The sequence below is a fragment of the Xanthomonas albilineans genome (assembly GCF_009931595.1).
Taxonomy (GTDB): Bacteria; Pseudomonadota; Gammaproteobacteria; order Xanthomonadales; family Xanthomonadaceae; genus Xanthomonas_A; species Xanthomonas_A albilineans.
Window position 1 is genome coordinate 767,510 of sequence record NZ_CP046570.1, and the last position, 23,905, is coordinate 791,414.

Consider the following 23,905-nt stretch of genomic DNA (forward strand, 5'->3'; position numbering starts at 1 on the left):
TGCGATGCACCGTCTGACCGTGGTGCAACTGCTGCCGGCGCTGGAGTCCGGTGGCGTGGAGCGCTCCACGCTGGAAATCGCCCAAGCCCTGGTGGCTGCCGGGCATCGTGCGCTGGTGGTGTCTGCGGGGGGGCGGCTGTTGCCGGCGTTGGCCGCTGCCGGTGCCGAACATCTGGCTTTGGACATCGGGCGCAAGTCGCTGTTGACGCTGCGCCACGTGTCGACGCTACGGCGCCTGTTCGCGCGGGAGCGTGTCGACATCGTGCATGCCCGTTCAAGATTGCCGGCCTGGCTCGGCTGGCATGCGCTGCGCGGAATGCCGGCTGTGCAGCGTCCACGCTTCGTCACTACGGTACATGGACTCAATTCGCCCAGCCGCTACAGCGCGGTGATGACACGTGGCGAGCGCGTGATCTGCGTGTCCGACACGGTACATGGCTACGTGCTGCACCACTATCCACAGACCGATCCTGCGCGGCTACGAGTGATTCCGCGCGGCATCGACCCGGCGCAGTTTCCGCGTCGGCCCGCGCCGGACCCGGATGCGCGCGCCTGGGCCGCGACGCAGGCACCCGCACTCGCGGGTCATCCCGGTCCGCTACTGTTGCTCCCGGGCCGGGGGACAAGGCTGAAGGGCCATGCCGATGCGTTGCGGCTGCTGGCGGCGCTGCGTGGCGAGGGCGACGACGTGCGATTGTGGTTGCCCGGGTCGCGCGAACCGGGGCGCGAGGCCTATGTGCGCGAATTGGAGGCCGAGGCAACCGCGCTGGGCGTCGCCGATGCGGTCGCGTTTACCGCGCCGACCGCGCGCATCGCCGAGGCCTATGCCGCCAGCGATCTGGTGCTGCAATTGTCGCGCAAGCCAGAGGCATTCGGTCGCACCGTGGTCGAGGCGCTGGCGGTGGGTCGGCCAGTACTGGGTTGGGCGCACGGTGGGGTCGGCGAACTGCTGGCGCAATTGCAGCCTCGCGGTGCAGTGGTCGCCTTCGATACCGTCGCGCTGCATGCGGTCGCGCGCCAATTGCTGATGTTGCCACCGGCGTTGCCGGCCGTGATTCCCTATACGCTGCAGGCGATGCAGCGCAGTACTCTGGCGATCTATGACGAACTCCGGCACTGAGAGGTCCTTGTCCACATCTCCTGTAACGGAATCCGGGGAGCATTGGGCGCCGGTCTGGGTGCTGATCTTCGTCGCGCTGTGGCCGGCGCCGGGTCTGGCCGCGAGTGTGCTGGCGCTGGGCGCGCTGGTCACCTTGGCGCGTTTGCTGCACAGCCGCTTCCGTGGTGGTGGTGCGGGCTTGTTGAGCGGGCCGGCCTGGGCGCTGACCACGCTATTGTTTCTGGCCTATTGGCTGCCGCAGCCGCTGTCGGCGCTGGGCGCGGTGGACGTGCCGTTGGCGCTGCGCGAGTCTGCGGTGGATCTGCGCTTTTTGCCGTTCTTGTGGTTGGTCGCGATGGCGGTGGCGACGTCGCGCGGGCGTCGCCTCACGTTCAACGGTCTGGGGGTGATCGCCGCGATCTGGACGCTGGACGCATTGGTGCAGGCATTGTGCGGTACCAGTCCGCTGTTCTGGTCGATGGATCAGTTGAAGTGGGCGATCAGCCACCACGGTCTGTGTACGCTGCAACAGGCCATGGCGGCCGATCGTCTCAGCGGTGTGTTTGGCCCGTGCAATCTCAAGTTCGGCCAGGTTCTGGCGAGCGTGTCGCCATTTCTGTTGTGGGGGGCTGCGCGTCGCGGTGGTGCCTGGGGGTGGTTGTTGGCTGCCACGGCGGTGGGGGTGGTGCTGGTGTTGGCTGGATCGCGTGCGTCGTGGATTACCTATGCGCTGCTGCTGGTGCTGTCGGGCTGGGGTTTGCTTGGCGCGCGCAAGTTGTTGGTGCTCGGTGTGGCTGCGGCGTTGGTGGCCGGCGTGCTCGGTCTTGTGTCGCCGCAGGTGCATGACCGCTTCGAGCGCAGTGCGCGTGCGTTCAGCGGGCAACCGGCCGATCTCAATGCGGCATTGACTGGCCGTGCGCAGATCTGGGCTGCCTCCTGGTGCATGATCCGTCAGCATCCATTGGACGGAGTCGGCGTACGCGGTTTCCGCGAGGCCTATGCCGCCTGCAATCCGACTCCGACCCAGCCCGGTGAGTGGGGCAGCGAACCGGCCTTTCATGCCCACCAGATCGTGCTCGAGGTGCTCAGCGAAACCGGCGTAATCGGCTTACTGCTCTGGCTGGCCGGTGCGGCCCAGGCCTGGCGGGCCTGGCGTTATGCGTCGGTTGCAGCGCGCGAACGCACGCGGCCGGCGATGCAGGCGTTGCTGATCACGGTGTTTCCGTTCAACACCCACTTGGCGTTCTATTCGTCGTTCTGGGGTTCGTTGGCGTTGCTGCTGGTCGGTTTGTACGTCGGCGCGCTCTTGGCGAAGGAGCCCGATGCGGGGGATCCCGAGGGTGCGGTGGCGTCGGCCTAGGCGGGACTCAATCGCGTGTGTAGACGCTACTACGGCCATCGGGCTGGCGCTTGAAGCGGCGATGGATCCACAGATACTGCGCCGGCGCTGCGCGCACCATCGCTTCGATCGCGGCATTGATCCGAGCGGTGTCGGCGACGATGTCGGTGGACGGGAAGTTGTCCAGTGGTGGCGCGATGCGCAGCACGTAATCGCCGCCCTCGCGATGGTGGAAGAACGGCACGACTGCGCAGCCGGTGAGCCGCGCCAACTGGTGGGTGGCGGTGATGGTGGCCGCAGGCACGCCGAAGAACGGCACGAAGACGGTATCCTTGCCGCGCATGTCCTGATCCGGCGCGTACCACAGCATGCCGCCGCGCTTGAGGTGGCGCATGCTGCCGCGCAGGTCCTCGTTGGCGAACATGGCGCTGGCGTAGCGCAGGCGACCGCGTTTGACCGCCCACTCGAACACCGGATTGCGGTGGCGCCGGTACATGCCGGCCAGCGGTACGTGTTGGCACAGCAGGCGGCCACAGATCTCCAGGGTCATGAAGTGGCCGGAAACCAGCAGGACACCGCGCCCCTGCGCTTGCAGCCGTTGCAGGTGTTCCAAACCCTCGATGCGTGCGTGGCAACGCATCGGGGCGATGCTGCCCCACCAGGCCCGGGCGAACTCGAACACCCCCACGCCCAATGCATCGAAGCTCTCGCGCAGCAGGTGCGCGCGCCAGGCGTCGCTCTGCTCCGGAAAGCACAGCGCCAGATTCGTTGCGGCGGCGTGGCGGCGGGTGCCGGCCAGGCGCAGCGCGAGCCAACCGATGCCGCGACCCAGTGCGCGCTGCAAGCACCAGGGCAGGCGCGCGGCGAGCAGCGCCAGGCCCAGTAGCAACCAAGTTGACCAGTGGCGCGGCGTGCGTGGTGGTGGGGTGACGTGGGTGGCGGAGGAGGACGGAGCAGAGGCGACATCGGACATGGCGTCAGTGTAGCCGGGCGTGCAAGATGGCGTCGGCCATCGTCTGCCGCCAGCCGCGCGCAACCGGCTATGCTGTCCGGATGCGCAATGATTTCATCGAACGGCTGCTGCGTGGCCTGTATTCGGCCGTGCTCTATCTGCTGCTGCCGGTCACGGTCTATCACTTGATCTGGCGCGGTTTTCGTGTGCGTCAGTACTTCCAGCGTTGGGACGAGCGTTATGCCGCGTATCCGCAGAGCCGTGGCCGTCCGCGGGTGTGGTTGCACGCGGTGTCGGTGGGCGAGGTCAACGTCGCCGCGCCGGTGGTCAATGCGTTGCGCGCGCAGCGTCCGGATATCCGCTGGGTCATCACCACCATCACCCCGACTGGGTCCGAGCGGGTGCGCGCGCTATGGGGGGACGCGTTGGAGCATGTCTATCTTCCGTATGACGTGCCAGGCAGTGTCGGTCGGTTTCTGCGCCACTTCCGTCCCAGTCTGGCGCTGATCCTGGAGACCGAGTTGTGGCCGAACATGCTGTTCGGTTGCCGCGACCGCGGTATTCCGGTGTACGTGCTCAACGCGCGGCTATCGGCGCGTTCGCTGCGTGGCTACCGGGTGCTGCGACCGCTGATCGGGCGTGCGCTGCGCACGGTGACCTGCGTGGCGGCGCAGTCGCAGGAGGATGCCGCGCGCTTCGTCGAGTTGGGGGCGGGTGCGGAGCAGGTATGTGCGCTGGGTAATCTGAAGTTCGATATCGCCGCACCTGCGGACTTGTCGGCGTTTGTCGCGGCGTTTCGCGAGCGAGTGCCTGCGATATGTCCGCTATGGATTGCTGCCAGCACCCACGATGGCGAAGAGGTGGCGGTGATCGAAATGCACCGGCAGTTACGCAGGCAATGGCCGGGGTTGCTGTTGCTGTGGGCGCCTCGTCATCCTGAGCGCTTCGCCAAGGTCGAGATGCTGGCGCGCGACCAGGGCTGGCGGGTGTCCACGCGCCGTCAGCAGCAATGGCCGGGGGCCGAGGACGATGTGTTCGTGATCGATACGCTGGGCGAGTTGATGGCGTTCTATGCCTGCGCCCAGGTCGCCTTCGTCGGTGGCAGCCTGCAGCCTGTCGGCGGCCACAACCTGCTGGAACCGGCCGCGGTCGGCACGCCGTCGGTGAGCGGCCCGCACCTGCACAATTTCGCCGAAATTTCGCGGCGTATGCGCGAAGCCGGTGCGCTGGTCATTTGCGAGGATGCGGCGGCGGTGTGCGTCGCGTTGCAGCGGCTACTGGCCGATGCCGACGCACGCGTCCACATGGCCGACGCCGGGTACGCGCTGGTCGCGAATGGTCGCGGCGCGCTGCAGCGTACCTTGCAGTTGATTGCGCCGCATCTGCCGCCGGTGGCCGCAGTGGAACCGGAAGCAGACCCGTTCGCGGCATGCGGCTGAGGTCAGCCCGCTGTAGCGAATGGCATGGGCGAGCGCATCATGTCGCGTCGGCACAACATACCCGCGCGAACGAATGGCCACCGTGTAGGAGGATTGGCGTGCCTGCGGCTAGTCGGGTTTACTGGGGGCTGTTGCTGGAGTCGAGTTTGGATTCGGCTTTTTGCGTCAGCAACGCATTGATCGATTGCACGTCGGCCACGTTCAGCGTTCCCAGCGCTTGGTTAAGCAGGAGGCGGTTCTGCAGGAAGTTGTAGCGCGCCTGCGCGTAGGCCAGTTGTGCCTGATACAGGGTGCGCTGGTTCTGCACCACGTCCAGCACGGTGCGGGTGCCCACCTCCAGGCCGACTTGCGAGGCGTCGAAGGCGGCTTGCGCCGAGACTACCGCCAGACGCCGCGCCTCGATTTCGCTGATCCCGGCGAGGACTGTCTGATACGCATTGCGGGTGTTGCGGTCGAGTGCTCGCTTCTGCAACTCGTAGTTGTCTTGCGCAATGTCGCGCTGCGCCAGGGCCTGGCGCACCAACGATTGAGTGGCACCGCCAGCGAAGATCGGGATGTTCAAGGTAAGGCCGATGACGTTGCTGTCATTGCGCGGCGTGTTGTTGCCGGGGTTGCCCCAGGTCGCACTGTGGCCGGCATTGGCCGACAGGTTGAGCGTCGGCAGATGCCCGGCGCGTGCGGTCGAGACGCTGTACTCGGCTGCCTGTACCTGGTACTTGTAGGAGCGCAGCGACGGATTCCTGTCCAGTGCCGAGGCGATCATGCTGTCGATGTCGCCGTTGTTGGGCGGCAGTTGCGGACGGAAATCCTCCGGCAGCCCGCGCAGGTCGTGCGCAGGCTTTCCGGTGATCTGGGTCAGCGCTTGGTACAGGTCCTGTAGCGCGTTGCGCGAGCTGATCGTGTCGGCGCGGGCCTGGTCGTACTGGGCACGGGCTTCGTGCACGTCGGTGATCGGTGCCAGGCCCACTTCCAGTCGCTTTTGGGCGTAGTCGAATTGTTTTTTCGCGGCGGCTTCGTTGGTCTGTGCCGCGACCAGCGATTCGATCGCGACCAGTACGTTGAAGTAGGCGGCCGAGGTGCGCACGATCAGCTCGTCCTTGGCCGATTCCAGCGTGTAGTCCGCGGCGAGGCTACGCGCTTTTTGCGCGCGGAGGTTGGAGAACTGCGCGAAATTGACCAGGGTCTGCTGACCCTGGAGGGTGTAGTTGCGGCTCTTGCTGGTGCTGGATGTTGGGCCCTGCGCGGTTTCGAGTGCGTCGGTGGGGAAGGACGGATTGATGCGGTGGATAAGGTCGATGAGTTGATTGTTGGCGCTGGAGTCGCGCTCGGTATTGCTATGGGTGCGTTGCAGTGAGGCACCACCGTTGATCTGTGGCAGCAGTGCCGCGCGCGCCTGCACAGCGCCTTCCTTGTCGTACAGACGGGTCGATTCCGCCGAGGCCAGCTGTGGGTCGCTGTTGCGGGCCATTTCGTAGACTTGCAATAGGTCCGTGGCGTTGGCGGCCAACGGAGACAACGCGACGGCCAGTGCCAGAACGAGGGATCGGCGGATCATTGCGGCTTCCTTGATGGATCAGAATGTGAACTGAGGAACTGGCGCGGTGCCCCGCAGGTAATACGCCAAGTCGGTTTCGAACAGCGATTCCGTGCGTGGTGTGCCGGCGTTGGCGTGGATCCTTACCGCTTCCATGACCGGGGCGCGACCACAGATGGCGAACAGGCGTCCGCCCGGGCGCAGCCAGGAGAGAAATTTTGTCGGAATCTCGGTGACCGCGGCGGTCACGCAGATCGCGTCGAAGCGTCGCTCGCCCGGGGTCCAAGTCAATGCGTCGGCGGTCTCGATGCGAATATTGCTTCCCAGTCCGGCGGCATCAAGGTTGGCGCGTGCGGTCCCGGCCAGGGCGGCTTCGATCTCCAGGCTTACCACCTCGCGGCCCAGTTCGCTCAGGCAGGCGCTGACGAAGCCGCTGCCAGTGCCGATTTCCAGTACGTCCTCGCCCGCCTGCAGATCCAGCGCTTGCAGCATGCGGCCCTCGATGACCGGCTTCATCATGTACTGGCCGTGGCCCAACGGAATCTCCAGGTCGGCATAAGCGACGGCGCGGTGGCTGTGCGGCACGAAAGTCTCGCGCGGCAGCCGCGACAGCACATCGAGCACGCGCAGGTCGAGCACGTCCCAAGGACGGATCTGCTGTTCAACCATTTTTTCGCGGGCTTGGGAGTAGTCGATCGTCATTTCGGGCATCCAACGCAGAGGGTCGCGCATTTTAGCTGGCGGGGAGGCTGGGCGTATGCCGCAGCATCGCCGTCGGGACAGCGCGGCGCGCAGTGCCGGAAGTCATCGGTACCGGGCCACGCCCGTAGCGTGGACTCAGCGCACTGCATAGGCGCGCAGGAAAAAGTCGACGCTGGCCTGGACGTGGGCCTGGATCTGCGCCGGGCTGGGGTCGCGGCACAGGCCGCACATCATCAGCGTGAACAGTTCGCCCCTGGCCAGGCAGAAGAACTGCGAGGCGGCGAGGCCCAGATCGGCGATCTCCAGTTCGCCGGTCTCCGCGTGCGCCTGGAGTAATTGCGCCAGATCCTGTCGGGTGCGTTTGGGGCCGGCGTTCCAGAACATCTCGCGGACGTGCTCGTCGCCGGTGCCCGGGCTCAGCATCATGCGATGGGTGGCCATTGCATCCTCGCTGCTGATCATCGTGAAATAGGCTAGGCCGATCTCCATCAATTGCGTGCGCAGCGGACCTTTCAGCGGATGGCCGAACAGGTCGTCGGGCAGCAGCGTCTGGCATTGCGCGCGCACCGCCTCGGCGAACAGGGTCTCCTTGTCGCCGTAGTGACTGTAGACGGTTAGCTTGGAGACGCCGGCACGGGCCGCGATGCCGTCCATGCTGACCCGGCCGAAGCCCAGTTCGGTGAACATGTGCATGGCCGCTTCCAGGATCGCGGCACGCTTGCCCATGTCCTTGGGGCGTCCTGGCCCGGCAGGACGTGAGGAAGGCTTGGGTGAGTGTGCAGCGGACGATTGGCGGGCCATAGTGATAATACTATACCAGCCGGTTCGATATATATGCTATGCCGTCGCGTTCATTATTTTGATAATGGGGCATGGATGGCTACGGTTCATCTCTCCGGCTTAACTTGTTGGAATGGCCGGTGTGGCGCGATGTGTCGCCTATGGCGCACTTCGATTCCCGTGCTGAATAGATGTCGTACGGTCTACTGCCCAGGTCAGGAATATCCTGACATTGGCCTTGAGTGCTCGGTGATAGATTAGCCCACTTGCTATATGGGGTGCCGAGCGCCGTTGCTGGTGCGATTCGGAATGTAATGGAACAGGGGCAACGGCTTCATCAAAATCGCGCACGCATCCGTGCGTGCGCGACCCGCCGTTGTTTGACGCTGGGTTCGCGCCTTTTTTTGTTGTTGCTGTGTACTCTGTGTACACCCGCAATCGCAACATTGCCTGTGCAGTCGGTGCCGTTGCTGACTGAGCGCGAGGTACTCAATCGTCCGGTGATCGCACGCTGGACCATGGAGGAGGGGCTGCCGCACAACCTGGTGCATGGTCTGGTGCAGGACCGTGATGGCATGATTTGGGTCGCTACCTGGGAAGGCGTGGCACGTTTCGATGGCCGCACCTTTACCTCGTTCGACCGGCAAAATACGCCGGGGATGGAGCTGTCGAGCGTGTTCTCGGTCGTGGCCGAGTCCGATGGCAGCGTGCTGGTCGGCACCGCCTATAACGGCGTGTTCCGCTACGTCGCGGGGCGGTGGCAACATCTGGGCGACGCGCGCGCGCAGCGGTTGCGCGCGGAATTCATATTGCGCGATGCCGACGGCGCAGTGTGGGTCGGCAACGAGGATGGCCTGTTCCGGATCGAGCGCGATGGCCGTTTGATCGATGTCGGCACTCGTGCTGGTCTGCGCAATATCAAGGTTGTGTGTTTGTTGCAGGACGGTGATGGGTTGTTGGTGGGGACATCGCAGGGTCTGTTCCGGCTGGCCTCGGCGACTGCCTCGGCATACCGCTGGGGTAGCACGGCGATGCAGACAGCGTCGATCCGCAACTTGGCGCGCGACCGCAACGGCGGGCTGCTGATCGCCACCGAGGTGGGTCTGTTCTGGCGCAGTGCCGGTGGTGACGTGCAATGGCTACAGCGGGGCGAGCGTGTCGTGGCTGCGTTGCAGGACCAAGAGAACCAACTCTGGATGACCCTGTCCAACGGGCAACTGCTGCGGGTTTTGCCGGGTGGTGGCAATGCGCAGGTCCTGTCGATCTCCGGTGTCTTCGGCGCGACCTTGATCGAGGATCGCGAAGGTCTGATTTGGGCAGGCAGCAGCGATGGTCTGTACCGCGTCGCCAAGGGCGATGCCGGTGGCCTGACCCGGCGCGATGGATTGGGGAGCGATTATGTGCGCGTGGTCAGGCAAAGCGCCGATGGCGCCATCTGGATCGGCCACGCGGCCGGACTCGACCTTTGGCAGCACGGCCGCATCCGCGCGTTGCGCATCGGCGATCGGCCTGGTCGAGATCCAGCGGCGTTGGCGCTGGCACCGACCAAGGATGGCGGCATGTGGGTCGGCACCGATAGCCAAGGCGTGGTGTTGTTATCGGCCGATGGATCGATCAGGCAACGCCTTGGTGTCGAGGCTGGGGTTCCTAAGACGATGGTGCGTGCAGTGCTGCCCGATGCCGACGGTGGCCTGTGGATCGGTAGCAATGACGGTCTGCTGTATCGCAAGGGGGCCTATATGCGCGCCTACGGCACCGCCGATGGATTGCCTGGATCGCATGTGCAAACCCTGTACCGTGATCACGTCGGTGTGCTGTGGATCGGGACCAACCAGGGCATCGCGACAATGTCGGCCGATGGTGTGCTGAAGGGCATCCCGAGCGGCAGTGGATTTCAGGCGCAGAATGCGTTCGATTTTCTCGAAGATCCCGATGGAACCCTCTGGATCGCCAGCGATCATGGCTTGCTGCGGCGAAGCGGCGGGCTGTTCCATCTCTACGATCATCGGGTTGGTCTGCCGCGCGATAAGTTGTTCCGGCTTATCGATGATAAACGCGGCAATATATGGGCGACCAGTAACTTGGGTGTGTTGCGTATTCCGCGTGCCGATCTGGGGCAATTGGATGCTGGCCAGCGCACGAAGCTAGTGGTGGACGTACTCGACCGCAGCGATGGCATGCCGGGCAGTCAGGTCAACGGTAGTAGTGCGCCGGCGGGCTGGCGCAGCCGCGACGGCACGCTGTTGATCCCGACCTCCGCTGGCCTGGGATTGATCGATCCGACGCTGCCTGGACTGCGCAGCGTGCGCCCGCCGCCGTTGATGATCGAGAGCCTGCAGGTCAACGGCAAACCACTGGCCTTGCACAGGAATTACATCTTGCATGGGAGTGTCGCGCGGTTGGCGATTCGCTACGCCGGGCTGAGTTTCCGCTCTCCCGACAAGGTCCGTTACCGCTATCGCCTGTATGGTTTCGATCGCCAATGGATCGATGCTGGTAGCAACGAAGAAGCGGTTTATACCAACCTGCCGCCCGGCGATTATCGCATGGAGGTGCAGGCGATAATCAGTCCGCTGGATTGGTCGCGCAGCGAACGGATCGGCAGCGTCTCGTTCCCCCTGCAACTCGTGCCGCCGTTCTGGCAGCGTTGGCCGTTCGTGCTGTTCGCATCAATGAGTGTCACCGGTTTGTTGCTGTGGTGGTATCACGGCCGTACTTATCGTCATCGGCGCCGTCAACGCCGCCTCAATGCGATCATTGCGGATCGCACTCACGAGTTGCGGGCGAATAATATGGCGCTGACGGCGGCCAATCGCGAACGTGACGAATTGGTGCGCAAGCTTGCTTATCAGGCTGGCCACGATGCGTTGACCGGCTTGCCGAATCGGCATACCGCCGAACCCTATCTCACCGCAGCGTTGGAGCAGGCCATGGCCGCGTCTACAACACTGTGTGTAGCGTTGCTTGACATCGATTACTTCAAGAAGATCAACGACGCTTACGGCCACGAGATCGGCGACGAGGTGTTGCGCCGGGTCGGCGATTTGCTACGCGTTGCCCTGGGCGATAATGCCTTCGCGGCCCGTCATGGCGGCGAGGAGTTTCTGTTGGTGCTGCCTGGGCTGGATCGCGAACAGGCATTGGCATGTTTGGATACCCTCAGGGGGCGTTTCGCCGCCCTCACCCTGCAGGACGAGGATGGATGCGTCGTGCAATTCACCGCCAGCATCGGTTTCGCCTGTCTCTCGCCGACCTTGCGTACACGCCGCGACCTGTTGTTACAGGCCGATAAGCATCTGTACCAAGCCAAGCACGAAGGCCGCGATCGGGTGATCGGCTAGAACTCTGCGCGTTCGCGTTGTCGCGATCCGTTGCAAAAGTCGTGGCGCGCGCGCGTGCGGGCGCCACGTTGGCGGCGTGCTCAGCGTGCCGTCGCGTTCGCGACGCTGAGCTGCTCCAGGACCGCGCGTGCAGCAGCCTCGGTGGAAACGCCGTGGCCGGGCGCGGCCAGGTCGGCAGTGAACACCTTCGCGTCGAGCGCGGCGCCCACCGCCTGCTCGATTGCTTCCGCTTCGGCATTCAAGCCGAGCGAGTGGCGCAGCAGCATCGCCGTGCTGAGGATGGTCGCGTAGGGGTTGGCGATGCCCTTGCCGGCGATGTCCGGGGCCGAACCGTGGATCGGTTCGTACAGGCCGATGCGACCGTCGCCTAGCGAGGCCGACGGCAGCAGGCCCAACGAACCGGCCAGCATCGAGGCCTCGTCGGTGAGGATGTCGCCGAACATGTTTTCGGTGACGATTACGTCGTACTCGCGCGGCTTGGCCAGCAGATGCATGGCCATCGAATCGACCAGTTGGTGTTCCAGGCGCACCTCGGGGAATTCGTCGCGGCCGATGCGCGCGGCCACGTCGCGCCACAGCCGCGAGGTTTCCAGCACATTGGCCTTGTCCACCGAGGTGACGTGGTTGCGGCGTTGTTGCGCAAGACGGAAGGCGCTGCGCAGCACCCGTTCGATCTCGTCGACGCTGTAGCGGCATAGGTCGCTGGCGTCGGTCGCGCTGCGGGTCTTGTCGCCGAAATAGATGCCGCCGGTCAGTTCGCGCACCACCACGATGTCCACGTCGGTCAGTAGATGCGCTTTGATCGGGGAAGCTTCCAGCGCCGCCGGATGCGGCTTGACCGGACGCAGGTTGGCGAACAGGCCCAGGCCGCGGCGGATCGCCAGCAAGCCTTGTTCGGGGCGCACCTTGGCATTGGGATCGGACCATTTCGGCCCGCCGACTGCGCCCAGCAGCACGGCGTCGGCCCGCTGGCAGGCTTCCAGCGTCGCCGCCGGCAATGGCTCGCCGTGGCGGTCGATGGCGATCCCGCCGATGTCGTGTTCGTGGAATTGGAAGGTGTGCTGGTAGCGATGAGCGATGGCGTGCAGCACCGAGACCGCCGCAGCGGTGATCTCGGGGCCGATGCCGTCGCCAGGTAGGACGACGATGTCAGCGTGCATGGGTGGCCTCGTAGCGTTCGATGTCCGGTTGGCGCAACAGCAGGTAGCCCATTTCGTCCACGCCTTCGAGCAGGCAGGTCTGCGAGAAGGTATCGAGCGGGAAGGTATAGACACGACCATCGGGCGTGCGTAGCTCGCGTGCGGCCACGTCCACGGTCAGTTCGTCGTCCGGACGCTGCATCAGCGTCTGCACGTCGTCCTCGGCCAGCACGATTGGCAGCAGACCGTTCTTGAGGCTGTTGTTGCGGAAGATGTCGGCGATCTCGCTGCTGACGATGGCGCGCAGGCCAAGGTCGGTGAGTGCCCATGGGGCGTGCTCGCGCGAGGAGCCGCAGCCGAAGTTGCGCCCGGCCAGCAAGATCTGGCGGCCAGCGTTGTGCGGCTGGTTGAAGGCGAATTCCGGGTTCGGCGTGCCGTCGGCCTGCCAACGCCAATCGTTGAAGGCGTTGCGTCCGAGGCCGGCGCGTTCGGTGGTGGACAGGAACCGCGCCGGAATGATTTGGTCGGTATCGATGTTGGTCTGACGCAGCACCACGCTGCGCGAGGTGAGGGTGGCGAAGCCGGCCATCACGGGGTCTCCTGGGATACGGCGGAAGCGGGTCCCGCCGGGGGGCTTTGTAGTGCCGGCGGCAGCGCCGGGAGGGACACGTAGGGGGGCAGCAGCGGTTTGTCGCGATGGGCGAAGGCGCGCGTGCTGGCCGCGACGAAGGTCAAGGTGGCCGCGAAGGTCGCGATGTGCAGGGTCATCTGCCGCCGTCCTTGGCATCGGCGAACAGCGTGCGTGGGTCGCTGACTTTGCCGTTCACCGCCGCCCAGGCCGCGGTCAGCGGCGAGGCCAGCAGGGTGCGCGCTCCCGGACCCTGGCGACCCTCGAAATTGCGGTTGCTGGTGCTCACCGCCAACTGTCCTGGCGCGACCAGGTCGCCGTTCATCGCGATACACATCGAGCAGCCGGATTCGCGCCATTCCGCACCCGCGGCGCGCACCACGTCGTCGATGCCTTCGGCCTCCGCCTGGTGTTTGACGATTTCCGAACCCGGCACCACCAGCATGCGCACGTGTGGGGCAACCTTGCGACCACGCAGTACCTGCGCCACCTGGCGCATATCGCTGAGCCGGCCGTTGGTGCAGGAGCCGATGAACACCACGTCCACCGGCGTGCCGATCAGCGGATGTCCAGCTTCCAGTTGCATGTAGTCCAGGCCCTTCTGCGCCGCGGCATCCTGTGCGGCCGGGATCGGCACGTCCACCGCGATCGCGGTACCTGGGTGGGTGCCCCAGGTCAGGGTTGGGCGGATGTCGCGGGCGTCGATGCGCACTTCCACGTCGAAGCGTGCGCCAGCATCGCTGCGTAGCAGCGACCAGCGTTGCACGGCGGCATCGAAATCGGCGCCCTTGGGGCCGCGCGGCGTTTTGGCGACCCAGTCGAAGGTGGTCTGATCCGGTGCCACCATGCCAGCACGCGCGCCGGCCTCGATTGACATATTGCACAGCGTCATGCGCTGTTCCATGTCCATCGCTTCGATGGTGGAGCCGCGGTATTCGATCACATGGCCGGTGCCGCCGTTGACCCCGATCACGCCGATGATGTGCAGGATCACGTCCTTGGCGCCCACGCCCGGCGCGAGTGGTCCGTCGACGCTGATCGCCATGGTCTTGGCCTTGCGCTGCAACAGGCACTGGGTCGCCAGCACGTGGCCGACCTCGCTGGTGCCGATGCCGAACGCCAGCGCACCGAACGCGCCGTGGGTGGAGGTGTGGCTGTCGCCGCAGACGATGGTCATGCCGGGTTGGGTGAACCCCTGTTCCGGCGCGATCACGTGGACAATGCCGCGGTTGGCCGAGCCCATGTCGAACAGCTCGATGCCATAGTCGGCGCAGTTGCGCGCGAGCATGTCCACCTGCGCCTCGGAAGCCTTGCTGGCGTAGGGCAGGGTACCGTCGGCCGCGCGCGGAAGGGTGGGCGTGGAGTGATCCATCGTCGCCTTGGTGCGCTCGGGTCGGCGCGGCTTCAGGCCGCGCGTCTTGAGTTCGGTGAAGGCCTGCGGCGAGGTGACTTCGTGGATCAGGTGCAGATCGATGTACAGCACGGCGGGGGCCGTGTCGCTTTCCGGGACGACGACGTGCGCGTCCCACAGTTTGTCGTACAGGGTGCGGGGGGCTGGGTTCATTACCGATAACCTTGCGGGCTCTTGGAAGGGGCGGACTCAGGCGTCGGCCTGGGCCGTCACGATGGCGTGGAAACGCAGGCGGACGTAGTCGGCGCTCCAGCGGCCACGATCGTCGCATAGCGTCGGCATCAGCAATGCGACGGCGGTGGCGAGGACATCTTCGCGGAGGCCGGCATCGACGCCGGAAAGGAATGGATCGGCGAAGGTGCCCAGCCAGCCGGCCATGCCGGTGGGCAGCGGCGTGGGCCGCGGCAGCAGCGCGCTCTGTAGCACTTGGAAGCCCTGCGCCTGCAGGCGTTGCGCATAGGCATCCGCGGTCGGGAAAAACCAGGCGAAGGTCGGCGCTGGCGCGTCGTGCAGGCGCAGCGCCGCGTGCAGCGCGGTGACGATCGCCGCGACGTTGCCGTGGCCGCCGAATTCGCCCACGAAGCGGCCGCCGGGCCGCAGCGCGCGGCGCACGCCGGCCAGCACCAAGTCCGGTTCGCACATCCAGTGCAGCGCGGCGTTGCTGAACACCGCATCGAAGCGCTGCGCGAACGGTAGCTTATGCCCGTCTAGTACCTGTGCTTCGACGCCGCGGGTGCGGGCGGCGGCGATCAGTTCGGGCGATACGTCCACGCCCAGTACGTCGGCGCCGCTGGCGGCCAGTTTGGCGGTCAGCACGCCGTCGCCGCAGCCCAGGTCCAGAATACGTTCGCCCGGCTGCGGCGCCAGCAGATCCAGCACAGCCGTGCCCAGCGCCGGCACGAAGCCAGCGTTGGCGGCATAGTCTTGCGCGTTCCAGCGCTGGCCGGCGGCGGGGATGGTCGTCGTGTCCACCGTGGTCAGGCCGCCGCAGTCGCTACCAGCGCGCCCTGGCGTTGTTGCAGGATGCGGTTGGCGACGTCCAGCCATGCCAGTGCGCTGGCTTCGATGATGTCGCGGCTGGTGCCGGTGCCGACATACTCGATCTCGCCGTGACGCACGCTGAGGTTGGCTTCGCCGCGTGAATCGGCGCCGATGCCGACGCTGTGTACCTGATAGCTGTTCAGCGCCAACTGCACGCCGGTGGCGGCAGACAATGCGGAGAACAGCGCATCGACCGGGCCATCGCCCTCGGCTTGCTCGCTGACCCGCTGGCCGTTTTGATCGGATAGCTCGACCTGCGCGCTGGCGCGCTGGCCGCGGTCGCTGATGGTCATCGACCACAGTCGATAGCCCTGACTTTCCGGCGCTTCCTGCATCATTGCCTGCAGGTCGGTGTCGTTGACCACGCGCTGTTGTTCGCACAGCGTCTTGAACGCATCGAAGGCGATGCCCAGTTCGGCCTCTTCCAGCACATAGCCCAACGCGCGAAGACGCTGTTCGACCGCGGCGCGACCGCTGTGACGGCCCAGCACCATCTGCGAGCATTCCCAGCCCACGTCTTCCGGACGCATGATCTCGTAGGTGCCGCGGTGGCGCAGCATGCCGTGTTGGTGAATACCCGATTCGTGCGCGAAGGCATTGCCGCCGACGATTGCCTTGTTGCGCTGCACGGGCATGCCGACCAGACGCTGCAGCAATTGCGAGGTGGCGACGATGCGTTGGGTATTGATGCTGGTGTCCAGTTCGTAGAACGCGTTGCGCACCTTCAGCGCCATCGCGATTTCTTCCAGCGCGCAGTTGCCGGCACGCTCGCCGATGCCGTTGATGGCGCATTCCACCTGGCGTGCGCCGCCTTCCACCGCGGCCAGCGAGTTGGCCACGGCCAGGCCCAGGTCGTTATGGCAGTGCGTGCTGAACACCACGCGCTCGGCGCCGGGCACGTGCGCGATGATCCGCTCGAACATGCGGCGGATCTCTTCCGGTGTGGTGAAGCCGACCGTGTCCGGTAGATTGATGGTGGTGGCACCGGCGGCGATCGCCACGCTGGCGACCTCGGCCAGGAAGTCTTCCTCGGTGCGGGTGGCGTCCTCGGCCGAGAATTCCACGTCGTCCACGTATTTGCGTGCCAATGCCACGTGCTTGCGCACCGATTCCAACACCTGCTCGCGGTTCATCCGCAGCTTGTGCTCGCGGTGCAGTGGGCTGGTCGACAGGAACACGTGCAGGCGTGGATGTGCCGCCGCTTCCAGTGCGCGTGCCGATGTCTCGATGTCCGCGGTCAGGCAGCGCGACAGCACCGCCAGCGTCGAGCTGCGCACTTCGCGGCCGATCAACGCCATCGCTTCGCGGTCCGAATGCGAGCTGGCTGGGAAGCCTGTCTCGATGATGTCCACACCCAACTCGGCCAGGGCGCGTGCCATCACCAGCTTTTGTTGGGGGGTCATGCTGCAGCCGGGGGATTGCTCGCCGTCGCGCAGGGTGGTGTCGAAGATACGGATGCGGGGGGGCTGAGAAGAGGCTGAAGTGTTCACCAGATGGGTTCCTCTACGGAGGCGGTGGCTAGCGGATGGTGGAGCGGTGGCGAGGCGAGCTGGGTAGGTACGCGTGGGGCCGGACGTTGGTTGCGAAGTCGCTCGATATTGCGCAGACGCGGCTTGCGCGGTGGACGCGGACGCACCTCCGACAGCAGCGTCGCCAGCACGCCAGCGTCGATGTTGCCACCGGACACCACGGCGCACTTGCGCTTGCCGCTGACGCGGCGCCCGGCTGCCAGCGCCAGCGCGCCAGCGCCTTCGGCGATGACGTGTTCTTCCAGCGCCAGGCGAACCAGTGTTTCGCGCAGTTCCGCCTCGCGCACGATCACCACGTCGTCGAGCTGGCTGGCGCACAGCCGGCGGGTGATGAGCCCGGGGATTTTAACCCTGACACCGTCGGCCAGGGTGGGGACCGGCTCCAGCGCGCGGATGTCGCCGCGGATCGCGCGCGCCATCGCATCCACGCCCTCGACCTGGGCGCCGACGACGCGGACGCCTTGCGAGCGCAGCGCCAGGGCTACGCCGGAGGCCAGGCCGCCGCCGCCGATCGGTACGATCACGACGTCAGGGGCATGCGCGGCCAGTTCGATCCCGACGGTCCCCTGGCCGGCGATCACGTCCGGATCGTCGAACGCGGACAAAAAGCGGTAGCCGTTTTGTTCGGCGAGTTCGCGGGCAAAGCCGTAAGCCTCGTCGTAGCTATTGCCGTGCTGGCGCACGGTGGCGCCCCAGTGTGCGACGCCGGCGATCTTGGTCTGCGGTGCGCCGTGCGGCATCACCGTGATCGCCTGTACACCCAGGCGGTGCGCAGCCCAGGCAACGCCCTGCGCATGGTTGCCGGCCGAGGCGCAGATCACCGCACGCTCGTCGCCGCGTTCCAGCCCGGCCAAGAGTGCATTGAGCGCACCGCGGACCTTGTAGGAGCCGGTGCGTTGCAGATTCTCCAGCTTCAGCCATACCCCGAAACGCTCTGCGTAATGCACCGGCGTCGGGGTCAGGTAGCGACGCAACCGCGCTTGCGCGGCCAGCACGTCGGCCACACTCACCGCGACGTGGTCGGCATCCGACTCCTGCGGGGCGGGGCGGCCGGCATCAGACATGGTGGATGGGGTCGCGCAGGACGCAGGATGCGATGGACAAGGCGCAGGTGCGAAGAAGACACCTCCATGTCGAAAAGCCCCTGCGCGCCGCCGTGCGCCGCTGCCGGACGGTATGCATGCAGCCAGAGGCCGAGGCCAACACGTTGCCAGGGCTGGCGCTGCGTCCCATGTCCCGACGCATGGATCCCGATACGCTCATGTCGCCCCATCCAGCGCGGTCACCCGTACCGATTCGCAGTCGTAGACCTTTTCCATCTGCATGCGCAGCGTCTCGCCGGGACGATTGCCATCCACCACGATTTGCAGATGCCAGCGGCCTGCGTCTTCGGCCATCGGTGCGCCATTGATCGACACTGGGGCGAAGCCGCGCCGTTCGGCCATGCCGATGGCGCGCAGGAGCGCACCATCGATGGGCTTGAGCACCAGGTCAAGCCGGTATCGCATGCGGTGCCTCCTGGCGCTGGGTTGCTGGGTTGCTGTCCAGCATGGTGCTGTTGGCGGAATTCGGCGGTACCAATGGCCATACGTTGGCGCGTGCGTCGATGACCACGTGCAGTAGCGCCGGGCCTGGTTGCGCCAGCAGTTCGGCCAGTCCGTCCTCGACTTGGTTGCGCGCGGTGATGCGTTTGGCCGGAATGCCGAAGACCTGCGTCAGCGCGGCGAAGTCCGGGTTGTCGGACAAATCGATCTCGCTGTAACGCTCGGCGAAGAACAGTTCCTGCCACTGTCGCACCATGCCCAGCGAACTGTTGTCCAGCAGCACGATCTTCACCGGCAGTTTGCAGCGGGCGATGGTGACCAGCTCCTGCACGTTCATCATGAAGCTCCCGTCGCCGCTGACCAGTACCACGGTCCGGTCCGGACAGGCGAACTGTGCGCCCATCGCCGCTGGCAGGCCGAAACCCATGGTACCCAACGCACCGCTGGTCAGGTGGTTGCGTGGATGATTGAAGCGGCAGTGCTGGGCCACCCACATCTGGTGCTGGCCGACGTCGCAGGCGATGACGGTGTCGGCCGGGGCGAGTTCGCTCAGCCGTTTCAGCAGGCCTGGCGCGTAGATGTCATCGCCCGGCGCGTCGTAGCGCACGCCGAACTTCTCGCGGTGGCCGATGCAGTGCGTGTGCCAGGCTTCGCAGGTACTGGTCGCCGCGCTCAGCGCGCGTAGCGCCTGGGCCACATCGCCGGGGATGGCGATGTCGGCCTGGCGCAGCTTGGAGATCTCGCAGGCATCGGCGTCCAGATGGATGATCCGCGCAAACGGCGCAAATTCGGCCAGTTTGCCCGTGGCGCGGTCGTCGAAACGGGCACCGACCACGATCAGCAGGTCCGATTGCTGCACCGCCATGTTGGCGGCGCGGGTGCCGTGCATGCCGAGCATGCCCAGGTAGTGCGGATGTCCGTGCGGCAACGCGCCCAGCCCGCGCAGGGTCAGCACGGTGGGGATGCGGGTGATGTCCACGAACTGGCGGAATGTGTCTACCGCATCGGCCAGGGCGATGCCGCCGCCGCCGTAGATCACCGGTTTTTCGGCGCTGGCGATCGCGGCCAGCGCGTCGGCCAGGACGCTGTCGCACGGCGGCGGCAGCGTCGGGACCTTGGCGGGCACGTGGTCCGGTAGGTGCGATGCATCGGCCAGTTGCACGTCCTTGGGCAGGTCGACCAGCACCGGTCCCGGGCGCCCTTCGCGGGCGATGCGGAACGCATCGCGCAACACCTGCGGCAGGTCGTCCACGCGCCGCACCAGGAAGCTGTGCTTGACGATCGGCAGGGTCAGCCCGAACACGTCCAGTTCCTGGAACGCGTCGGTGCCCAGGAGCGGCGTGGCGACTTGTCCGGTCAGGCAGATCATCGGCACCGAGTCGAGCATCGCATCGGCGATGCCGGTGACCAGATTGGACGCGCCTGGACCGGATGTGGCCACGCACACCCCGACCCGGCCACTGGCGCGGGCATAACCGTTGGCGGCGAGCGCGGCGCCCTGTTCGTGGCGGACCAGGATGTGCTTGAGCTGGCTGTCTACCAATGCGTCGTAGAACGGCATGATGGTGCCGCCCGGATAGCCGAACAGCGTGTCCACGCCTTCGGCTTCCAGTGCCTGGGTCAGCCAGCGGGCGCCGTTGCGGGGGGGCGTGCCTTTAGCGGAGGAGTTCATACGTGGCGACCTTTCGGTGGAAGCGGGGGGAGCCGCGGTTTACGCGGCTTTGGTGCTGCCAGCGGCTTGTTTGGCCGCAGCCTCGCCGTTGAGCCACACCATCTTGGCGCGCAACTGCTTGCCGACCGCTTCGATGGGATGGTTCAGATCGGCCTGCTTGAACTTGGTGTAGTTCGGCAAGCCCGCGTTGTATTCGGCCACCCAGTTCTTGGTGAAAGTGCCGTTCTGGATGTCGGTCAGCACCTCGCGCATGCGTGCCTTGGTCGCCGCGTCGATGACCCGCGGGCCGCTGACATAGTCGCCGTACTGCGCGGTTTCGGAGACGAATTCGAGCATGCGGGTGATCCCGCCTTCGTAGAACAGATCGACGATCAGCTTCAGTTCGTGCAGCACTTCGTAGTAGGCGATTTCCGGCTGATAGCCAGCTTCCACCAGCACTTCGAAGCCGGCCTGCACCAGTGACGAGGCGCCGCCGCAGAGCACCGCCTGCTCGCCGAACAGATCGGTTTCGGTTTCTTCCTTGAAGGTGGTCTTGATCAGGTTGGCGCGTGCGCCGCCCAGGCCGGCCGCGTATTCCAGCGCGAGTTGTTCGGCTTTGCCGCTCTTGTCCTGATATACCGCCCAGATGCACGGCACGCCACGGCCGATTTCGTACTCGCGGCGCACCAGCGCGCCCGGCCCCTTGGGCGCGACCAGCACCACGTCCAGGTCCGCGCGCGGCTTGATCATGTCGAAATGCACGTTCAGGCCGTGCGCGAACAGCAGGCAGGCGCCCTGCTTCATGTTCGGCGCCAGTACCTCCTCGTACAGCTTCTTCTGCACCATGTCCGGGGTCAGCACGGCAACCAGATCGGCGTCTTTGACCGCTTCCTCAGGGCGCTTCACCACGAAGCCATCGGCCTGCGCCTTGACTTCGGTCGGGCCGCCGGCACGCAGGCCGATGGTGACGTCGAAGCCGGATTCACGCAGGTTCAGCGCGTGCGCGCGCCCCTGGCTGCCGTAACCGACGATGGCGATCTTGGTGGTGGGCTGGGCGGAACTGCTCATGATGCGGATATCCTCAATGTGGGGTGGAGTGGAAAGGGTCTTTGCGTTTGTGGTCACTGAAATGAAAAACCCCGCGCCGTTGCCAGTGCGGGGTCTGATCGAATCCTGGCGGCTTGTCGCTTACGTGCCAGTTCGTCCCGCAGATGTGGGCGAGCTAATAAGCACGAGTACAAGGAGCGATGCCGCGACGTCCGCGCCAAGCGCAGCGTGCAGGTGGGACGGCTTCGGGGTGGCGCGGTATCGCAGCATTTAGCGAGATAACCATGTGCTTCGCACGCCTGTCAACCGGGCTGCGCGCATCTACGAGTGGATGTGCCGAAAACCGCGCCAGTGCTGTATGGTTGCGTATGAAACGGAATGCGCGCGCGATGCGGATCGCGCCGATTGCGCGAAAACGGGCGGCTCACGTTGCCGCTGTCGGCAGCCGTGCGCGGTGCTTGCGGCCGTACTCGGCTGGCGTTGCCCAGGCCGCGCTCGGGCTGATGGAGCCGGCTGGCAACGGCGACATGCGCAGGCGTATCGTATCGTCAGCAGTTGGTTGAGGGAGGATCCTGAAAGAACAATCCAGCGGTCGTGGCGTCACGCTAGCAGCATATTGGCGTCGCCTATGACGTCAATCCCGATTGCAGCGACCGCCGCTGCGGCGGCAGTGTTGGAGCCGCTACCATGGGGCAGAACCGAGGGAAACGACGATGGCCTTGTTCTCACGCAACCCGGATACCGACGCCGCACCGGCCGCCGGCTTGCCAGATGCCCCGATCGCCTTGCTGCGGCTGGATCCGGACGGATGCGTCAGCGCCGCTAATCGCGTTGCGCTGGATCTGCTGGGGGTCCAGGCTGACACGCTGCTCGGTGCGTCCAGCGAGGCGGTCTGGGGCTTGCCGCTGGCGGCGTTGGTTGGTTCTGAAGGCTGTTGGTTGGCGCCAGGTACCGATCCGTCGCGGCGCGTGCGCTACCAGTGTGATCGGGATGGACAGGGGTGGCTGTTGTCGCTGCCGCATCCGGAGACCGCCGCGTTGCTGCGCGATGTCGCACTGCTCGGCGGTGGGCATGTGCAAGGTGCGATCAGTCCGGCGTTGCAGGCGCTTGCACAGCGTGTCCTGGAGGGAGCCGCGGCACAGGCGCTGCTTGAGCGCGTTGGCGAGTGTCTGACCGGCTGCGATCTGGATCTGGGGCTGAGCACGCCACTGTCGGTGCAGGACGCCGAGGTGGTTCCGGGGCGGCGCTTGGCTGCCGGCTTCGGTAACTTGGCGGAGGCGATCCGTCAGGCGGTGGGGTTGTCGCTGCAGATTGCTGCCGATGTGCCGCATGTGGTCGCCGAGAATGACGAACTGGCGCGGCAGTCGCAGACCCAGCTGGATGCACTGCAGACGGTGGTATCCACGACCCGTCGGCTGTTGCAGGGATTGCACGAGATGGACCAAGAGCTGCGCGCGGTGATCGCCGTGGCGGCCAGTGCAGACGACAGCGCGCGGCAGGGCGTGGAGGCGGCGCGGACCTTGGGCCAGGCGATGCAGGAGGTGGCACGGCGCTCGGCGCGTGCCAACGAGGTCATCCAGGTGATCGATTCGGTCGCGTTCCAGACCAATATTCTATCGATCAACGCCAGCATCGAGGCGGTGCATGCCGGCCCGGCCGGGCGTGGTTTTGCCGTGGTTGCCACCGAGATCCGGCAGCTCGCCGAGCGCGCCGCCAACGCTGCGCGCGATGTCCGCATTATCATCGGCGAGACCGGCACCGCTTTGCAGGACAGTGCTGTTTCGGCGCAACGCACTGAGCAAGTGCTTGGCGGCATCGGCGAGTTGCTCGGCCGCGCCAGCGCTGCGATGGATGCCGTGGCAAGCCGCGTCGCCGCGCAAAGCGGCGAGATCGGCGGCATCGATCGTGCGGTCGAGCACCTAGTCGGACTCAGCCGCAGCAACTTGGAGCATGCTGCAAGCGTGGTTCAGCGCAGTGAGGCGCTGGCGACCAGTAGCGCCACTCTGCACGATTGCGTGAACCTGTTCCGCTTGCCGGACGATCCGATGCGGCAGCCGCGTCATGCGCGCGTGCGCGACTTGGCCACGGCGGCCGCCGCGCAGGTCGGCCAGGCGTTTGAGGCCGCACTCGCGCGCGGTCGCATCGCCGAGGATGCGCTGTTTTCCACCGATTACACCCCGATCCAGGGTGTCGACCCACCCAAGTACCATACCGCCTTCGACGCGCTATGCGACGAGTTGCTGCCGCCGTTGCAGGAGCCTTTGCTGTCCGCGCATCCGTGGATCGTGTTCGCGATCTGTGCAAATGTCGATGGCTACGTGCCGACGCACAACCTGTGTTTCAGCCAGACGCTCAGCGGCGACCGCGCCCGTGATTTGGTCGGTAACCGGACCAAGCGCATCTTCACCGACCGCGTCGGTCGCACCGTCGGTCGTCATACCGAGCCTTATCTGTTGCAGGTGTATCGGCGCGACACCGGGCAGATCCTGTTCGACCTGTCGGTGCCGGTTTATGCGCGTGGACGCCATTGGGGCGGGCTGCGCGTGGCCTACGTGCTGGAGTGAGCGGGGTGCAGGCTAGCGGCGAAAAAAATGCCGCCGGTGTTAACGGCGGCAATGAGAGAGACTTCTTGCACTCGTATGTCTAGGCTAGGTCGGCCACATGGTTGGAGTTTGTCGCCGCTGCCGCCGCGTGTGACAGTGCTGACACAAAGTACGGCCTGTGTGCAG

19 protein-coding genes are annotated in these 23,905 nt (G+C 65.7%); 5 read left to right on the forward strand and 14 right to left on the reverse strand.

Features of this window, described 5'->3' with window-relative positions; all coding sequences use genetic code 11:
* The first annotated feature begins 4 nt into the window (after positions 1-4).
* On the forward strand, positions 5-1,120 hold the full coding sequence (locus tag XaFJ1_RS03425) for a glycosyltransferase (RefSeq protein WP_012915271.1): 1,116 nt from the start codon (positions 5-7) through the stop codon (positions 1,118-1,120).
* Positions 1,101-2,459, forward strand: a complete 1,359-nt coding sequence (locus tag XaFJ1_RS03430; protein ID WP_012915272.1) for an O-antigen ligase family protein — start codon at positions 1,101-1,103, stop codon at positions 2,457-2,459. Before XaFJ1_RS03425 ends, XaFJ1_RS03430 begins: the two co-directional genes overlap by 20 nt.
* A 7-nt stretch (positions 2,460-2,466) precedes the next feature.
* Here the strand turns inward: XaFJ1_RS03430 and XaFJ1_RS03435 are convergent, their stop codons facing one another.
* A complete protein-coding gene (locus XaFJ1_RS03435; protein WP_012915273.1) occupies positions 2,467-3,411 on the reverse strand; it encodes an LpxL/LpxP family Kdo(2)-lipid IV(A) lauroyl/palmitoleoyl acyltransferase in 945 nt (314 codons plus the stop codon).
* 80 nt (positions 3,412-3,491) lie between these two features.
* On the opposite strand from XaFJ1_RS03435, the gene waaA reads away from it, so the two are divergent.
* Positions 3,492-4,829 carry a lipid IV(A) 3-deoxy-D-manno-octulosonic acid transferase gene (gene waaA, locus XaFJ1_RS03440; RefSeq protein ID WP_012915274.1) on the forward strand — a complete coding sequence of 446 codons (1,338 nt, stop codon included), beginning with the start codon at positions 3,492-3,494 and terminating at the stop codon, positions 4,827-4,829.
* A 118-nt stretch (positions 4,830-4,947) separates the two neighbouring features.
* On the opposite strand, the gene XaFJ1_RS03445 is transcribed toward waaA, so the two are convergent.
* From XaFJ1_RS03445 to XaFJ1_RS03455, 3 genes are all read right to left on the reverse strand, one after another.
* Positions 4,948-6,384: a TolC family outer membrane protein gene (locus XaFJ1_RS03445; RefSeq protein WP_012915275.1), complete on the reverse strand. Its 1,437-nt coding sequence runs from the start codon at positions 6,382-6,384 to the stop codon at positions 4,948-4,950.
* An 18-nt stretch (positions 6,385-6,402) separates the two neighbouring features.
* On the reverse strand, positions 6,403-7,065 hold the full coding sequence (locus XaFJ1_RS03450; protein WP_012915276.1) for a protein-L-isoaspartate O-methyltransferase family protein: 663 nt from the start codon (positions 7,063-7,065) through the stop codon (positions 6,403-6,405).
* 135 nt (positions 7,066-7,200) lie between these two features.
* The gene (locus XaFJ1_RS03455) at positions 7,201-7,791 is read right to left on the reverse strand and encodes a TetR/AcrR family transcriptional regulator (RefSeq protein WP_045756732.1); all 591 of its coding nucleotides are present in this window, start codon (positions 7,789-7,791) and stop codon (positions 7,201-7,203) included.
* A 515-nt stretch (positions 7,792-8,306) separates the two neighbouring features.
* Here XaFJ1_RS03455 and XaFJ1_RS03460 point away from each other — a divergent pair.
* Positions 8,307-11,186 (forward strand): ligand-binding sensor domain-containing diguanylate cyclase, encoded by a 2,880-nt coding sequence (locus tag XaFJ1_RS03460; protein ID WP_230598047.1) that lies wholly within the window; start codon positions 8,307-8,309, stop codon positions 11,184-11,186.
* Between the two features lie 80 nt (positions 11,187-11,266).
* Here XaFJ1_RS03460 and leuB read toward each other — a convergent pair whose 3' ends face one another.
* From leuB to ilvC, 10 genes are all read right to left on the reverse strand, one after another.
* Complete coding sequence (gene leuB / locus XaFJ1_RS03465; protein WP_012915279.1) at positions 11,267-12,346, reverse strand: 3-isopropylmalate dehydrogenase; 1,080 nt, start codon at positions 12,344-12,346, stop codon at positions 11,267-11,269.
* A complete protein-coding gene (gene leuD, locus XaFJ1_RS03470) occupies positions 12,336-12,914 on the reverse strand; it encodes a 3-isopropylmalate dehydratase small subunit (RefSeq protein WP_012915280.1) in 579 nt (192 codons plus the stop codon). The genes leuB and leuD overlap by 11 nt, the downstream gene beginning before the upstream one ends.
* Entirely contained in the window at positions 12,914-13,093 is a 180-nt protein-coding gene (locus tag XaFJ1_RS03475; RefSeq protein ID WP_045756733.1) for a hypothetical protein, read from the reverse strand. Before XaFJ1_RS03475 ends, leuD begins: the two co-directional genes overlap by 1 nt.
* The gene (leuC, locus tag XaFJ1_RS03480; protein WP_012915281.1) at positions 13,090-14,517 is read right to left on the reverse strand and encodes a 3-isopropylmalate dehydratase large subunit; all 1,428 of its coding nucleotides are present in this window, start codon (positions 14,515-14,517) and stop codon (positions 13,090-13,092) included. The genes XaFJ1_RS03475 and leuC overlap by 4 nt, the downstream gene beginning before the upstream one ends.
* A 36-nt stretch (positions 14,518-14,553) precedes the next feature.
* Positions 14,554-15,411, reverse strand: coding sequence for a class I SAM-dependent methyltransferase (locus XaFJ1_RS03485; RefSeq protein ID WP_187388422.1), 858 nt, complete (start codon positions 15,409-15,411; stop codon positions 14,554-14,556).
* Positions 15,342-16,895, reverse strand: a complete 1,554-nt coding sequence (locus tag XaFJ1_RS03490; RefSeq protein WP_012915283.1) for a 2-isopropylmalate synthase — start codon at positions 16,893-16,895, stop codon at positions 15,342-15,344. Before XaFJ1_RS03490 ends, XaFJ1_RS03485 begins: the two co-directional genes overlap by 70 nt.
* On the reverse strand, positions 16,892-17,998 hold the full coding sequence (locus XaFJ1_RS03495) for a threonine dehydratase (protein ID WP_012915284.1): 1,107 nt from the start codon (positions 17,996-17,998) through the stop codon (positions 16,892-16,894). The genes XaFJ1_RS03490 and XaFJ1_RS03495 overlap by 4 nt, the downstream gene beginning before the upstream one ends.
* A gap of 195 nt (positions 17,999-18,193) precedes the next feature.
* Positions 18,194-18,442: an ACT domain-containing protein gene (locus XaFJ1_RS03500; RefSeq protein WP_012915285.1), complete on the reverse strand. Its 249-nt coding sequence runs from the start codon at positions 18,440-18,442 to the stop codon at positions 18,194-18,196.
* Positions 18,426-20,150, reverse strand: a complete 1,725-nt coding sequence (ilvG, locus tag XaFJ1_RS03505; protein WP_012915286.1) for an acetolactate synthase 2 catalytic subunit — start codon at positions 20,148-20,150, stop codon at positions 18,426-18,428. The genes XaFJ1_RS03500 and ilvG overlap by 17 nt, the downstream gene beginning before the upstream one ends.
* Positions 20,151-20,189: 39 nt before the next feature.
* The gene (gene ilvC, locus XaFJ1_RS03510; protein ID WP_012915287.1) at positions 20,190-21,197 is read right to left on the reverse strand and encodes a ketol-acid reductoisomerase; all 1,008 of its coding nucleotides are present in this window, start codon (positions 21,195-21,197) and stop codon (positions 20,190-20,192) included.
* A gap of 692 nt (positions 21,198-21,889) precedes the next feature.
* Between ilvC and XaFJ1_RS03515 the strand changes: the two genes are divergently transcribed.
* On the forward strand, positions 21,890-23,740 hold the full coding sequence (locus tag XaFJ1_RS03515) for a methyl-accepting chemotaxis protein (RefSeq protein WP_012915288.1): 1,851 nt from the start codon (positions 21,890-21,892) through the stop codon (positions 23,738-23,740).
* Positions 23,741-23,905: the final 165 nt, after the last annotated feature.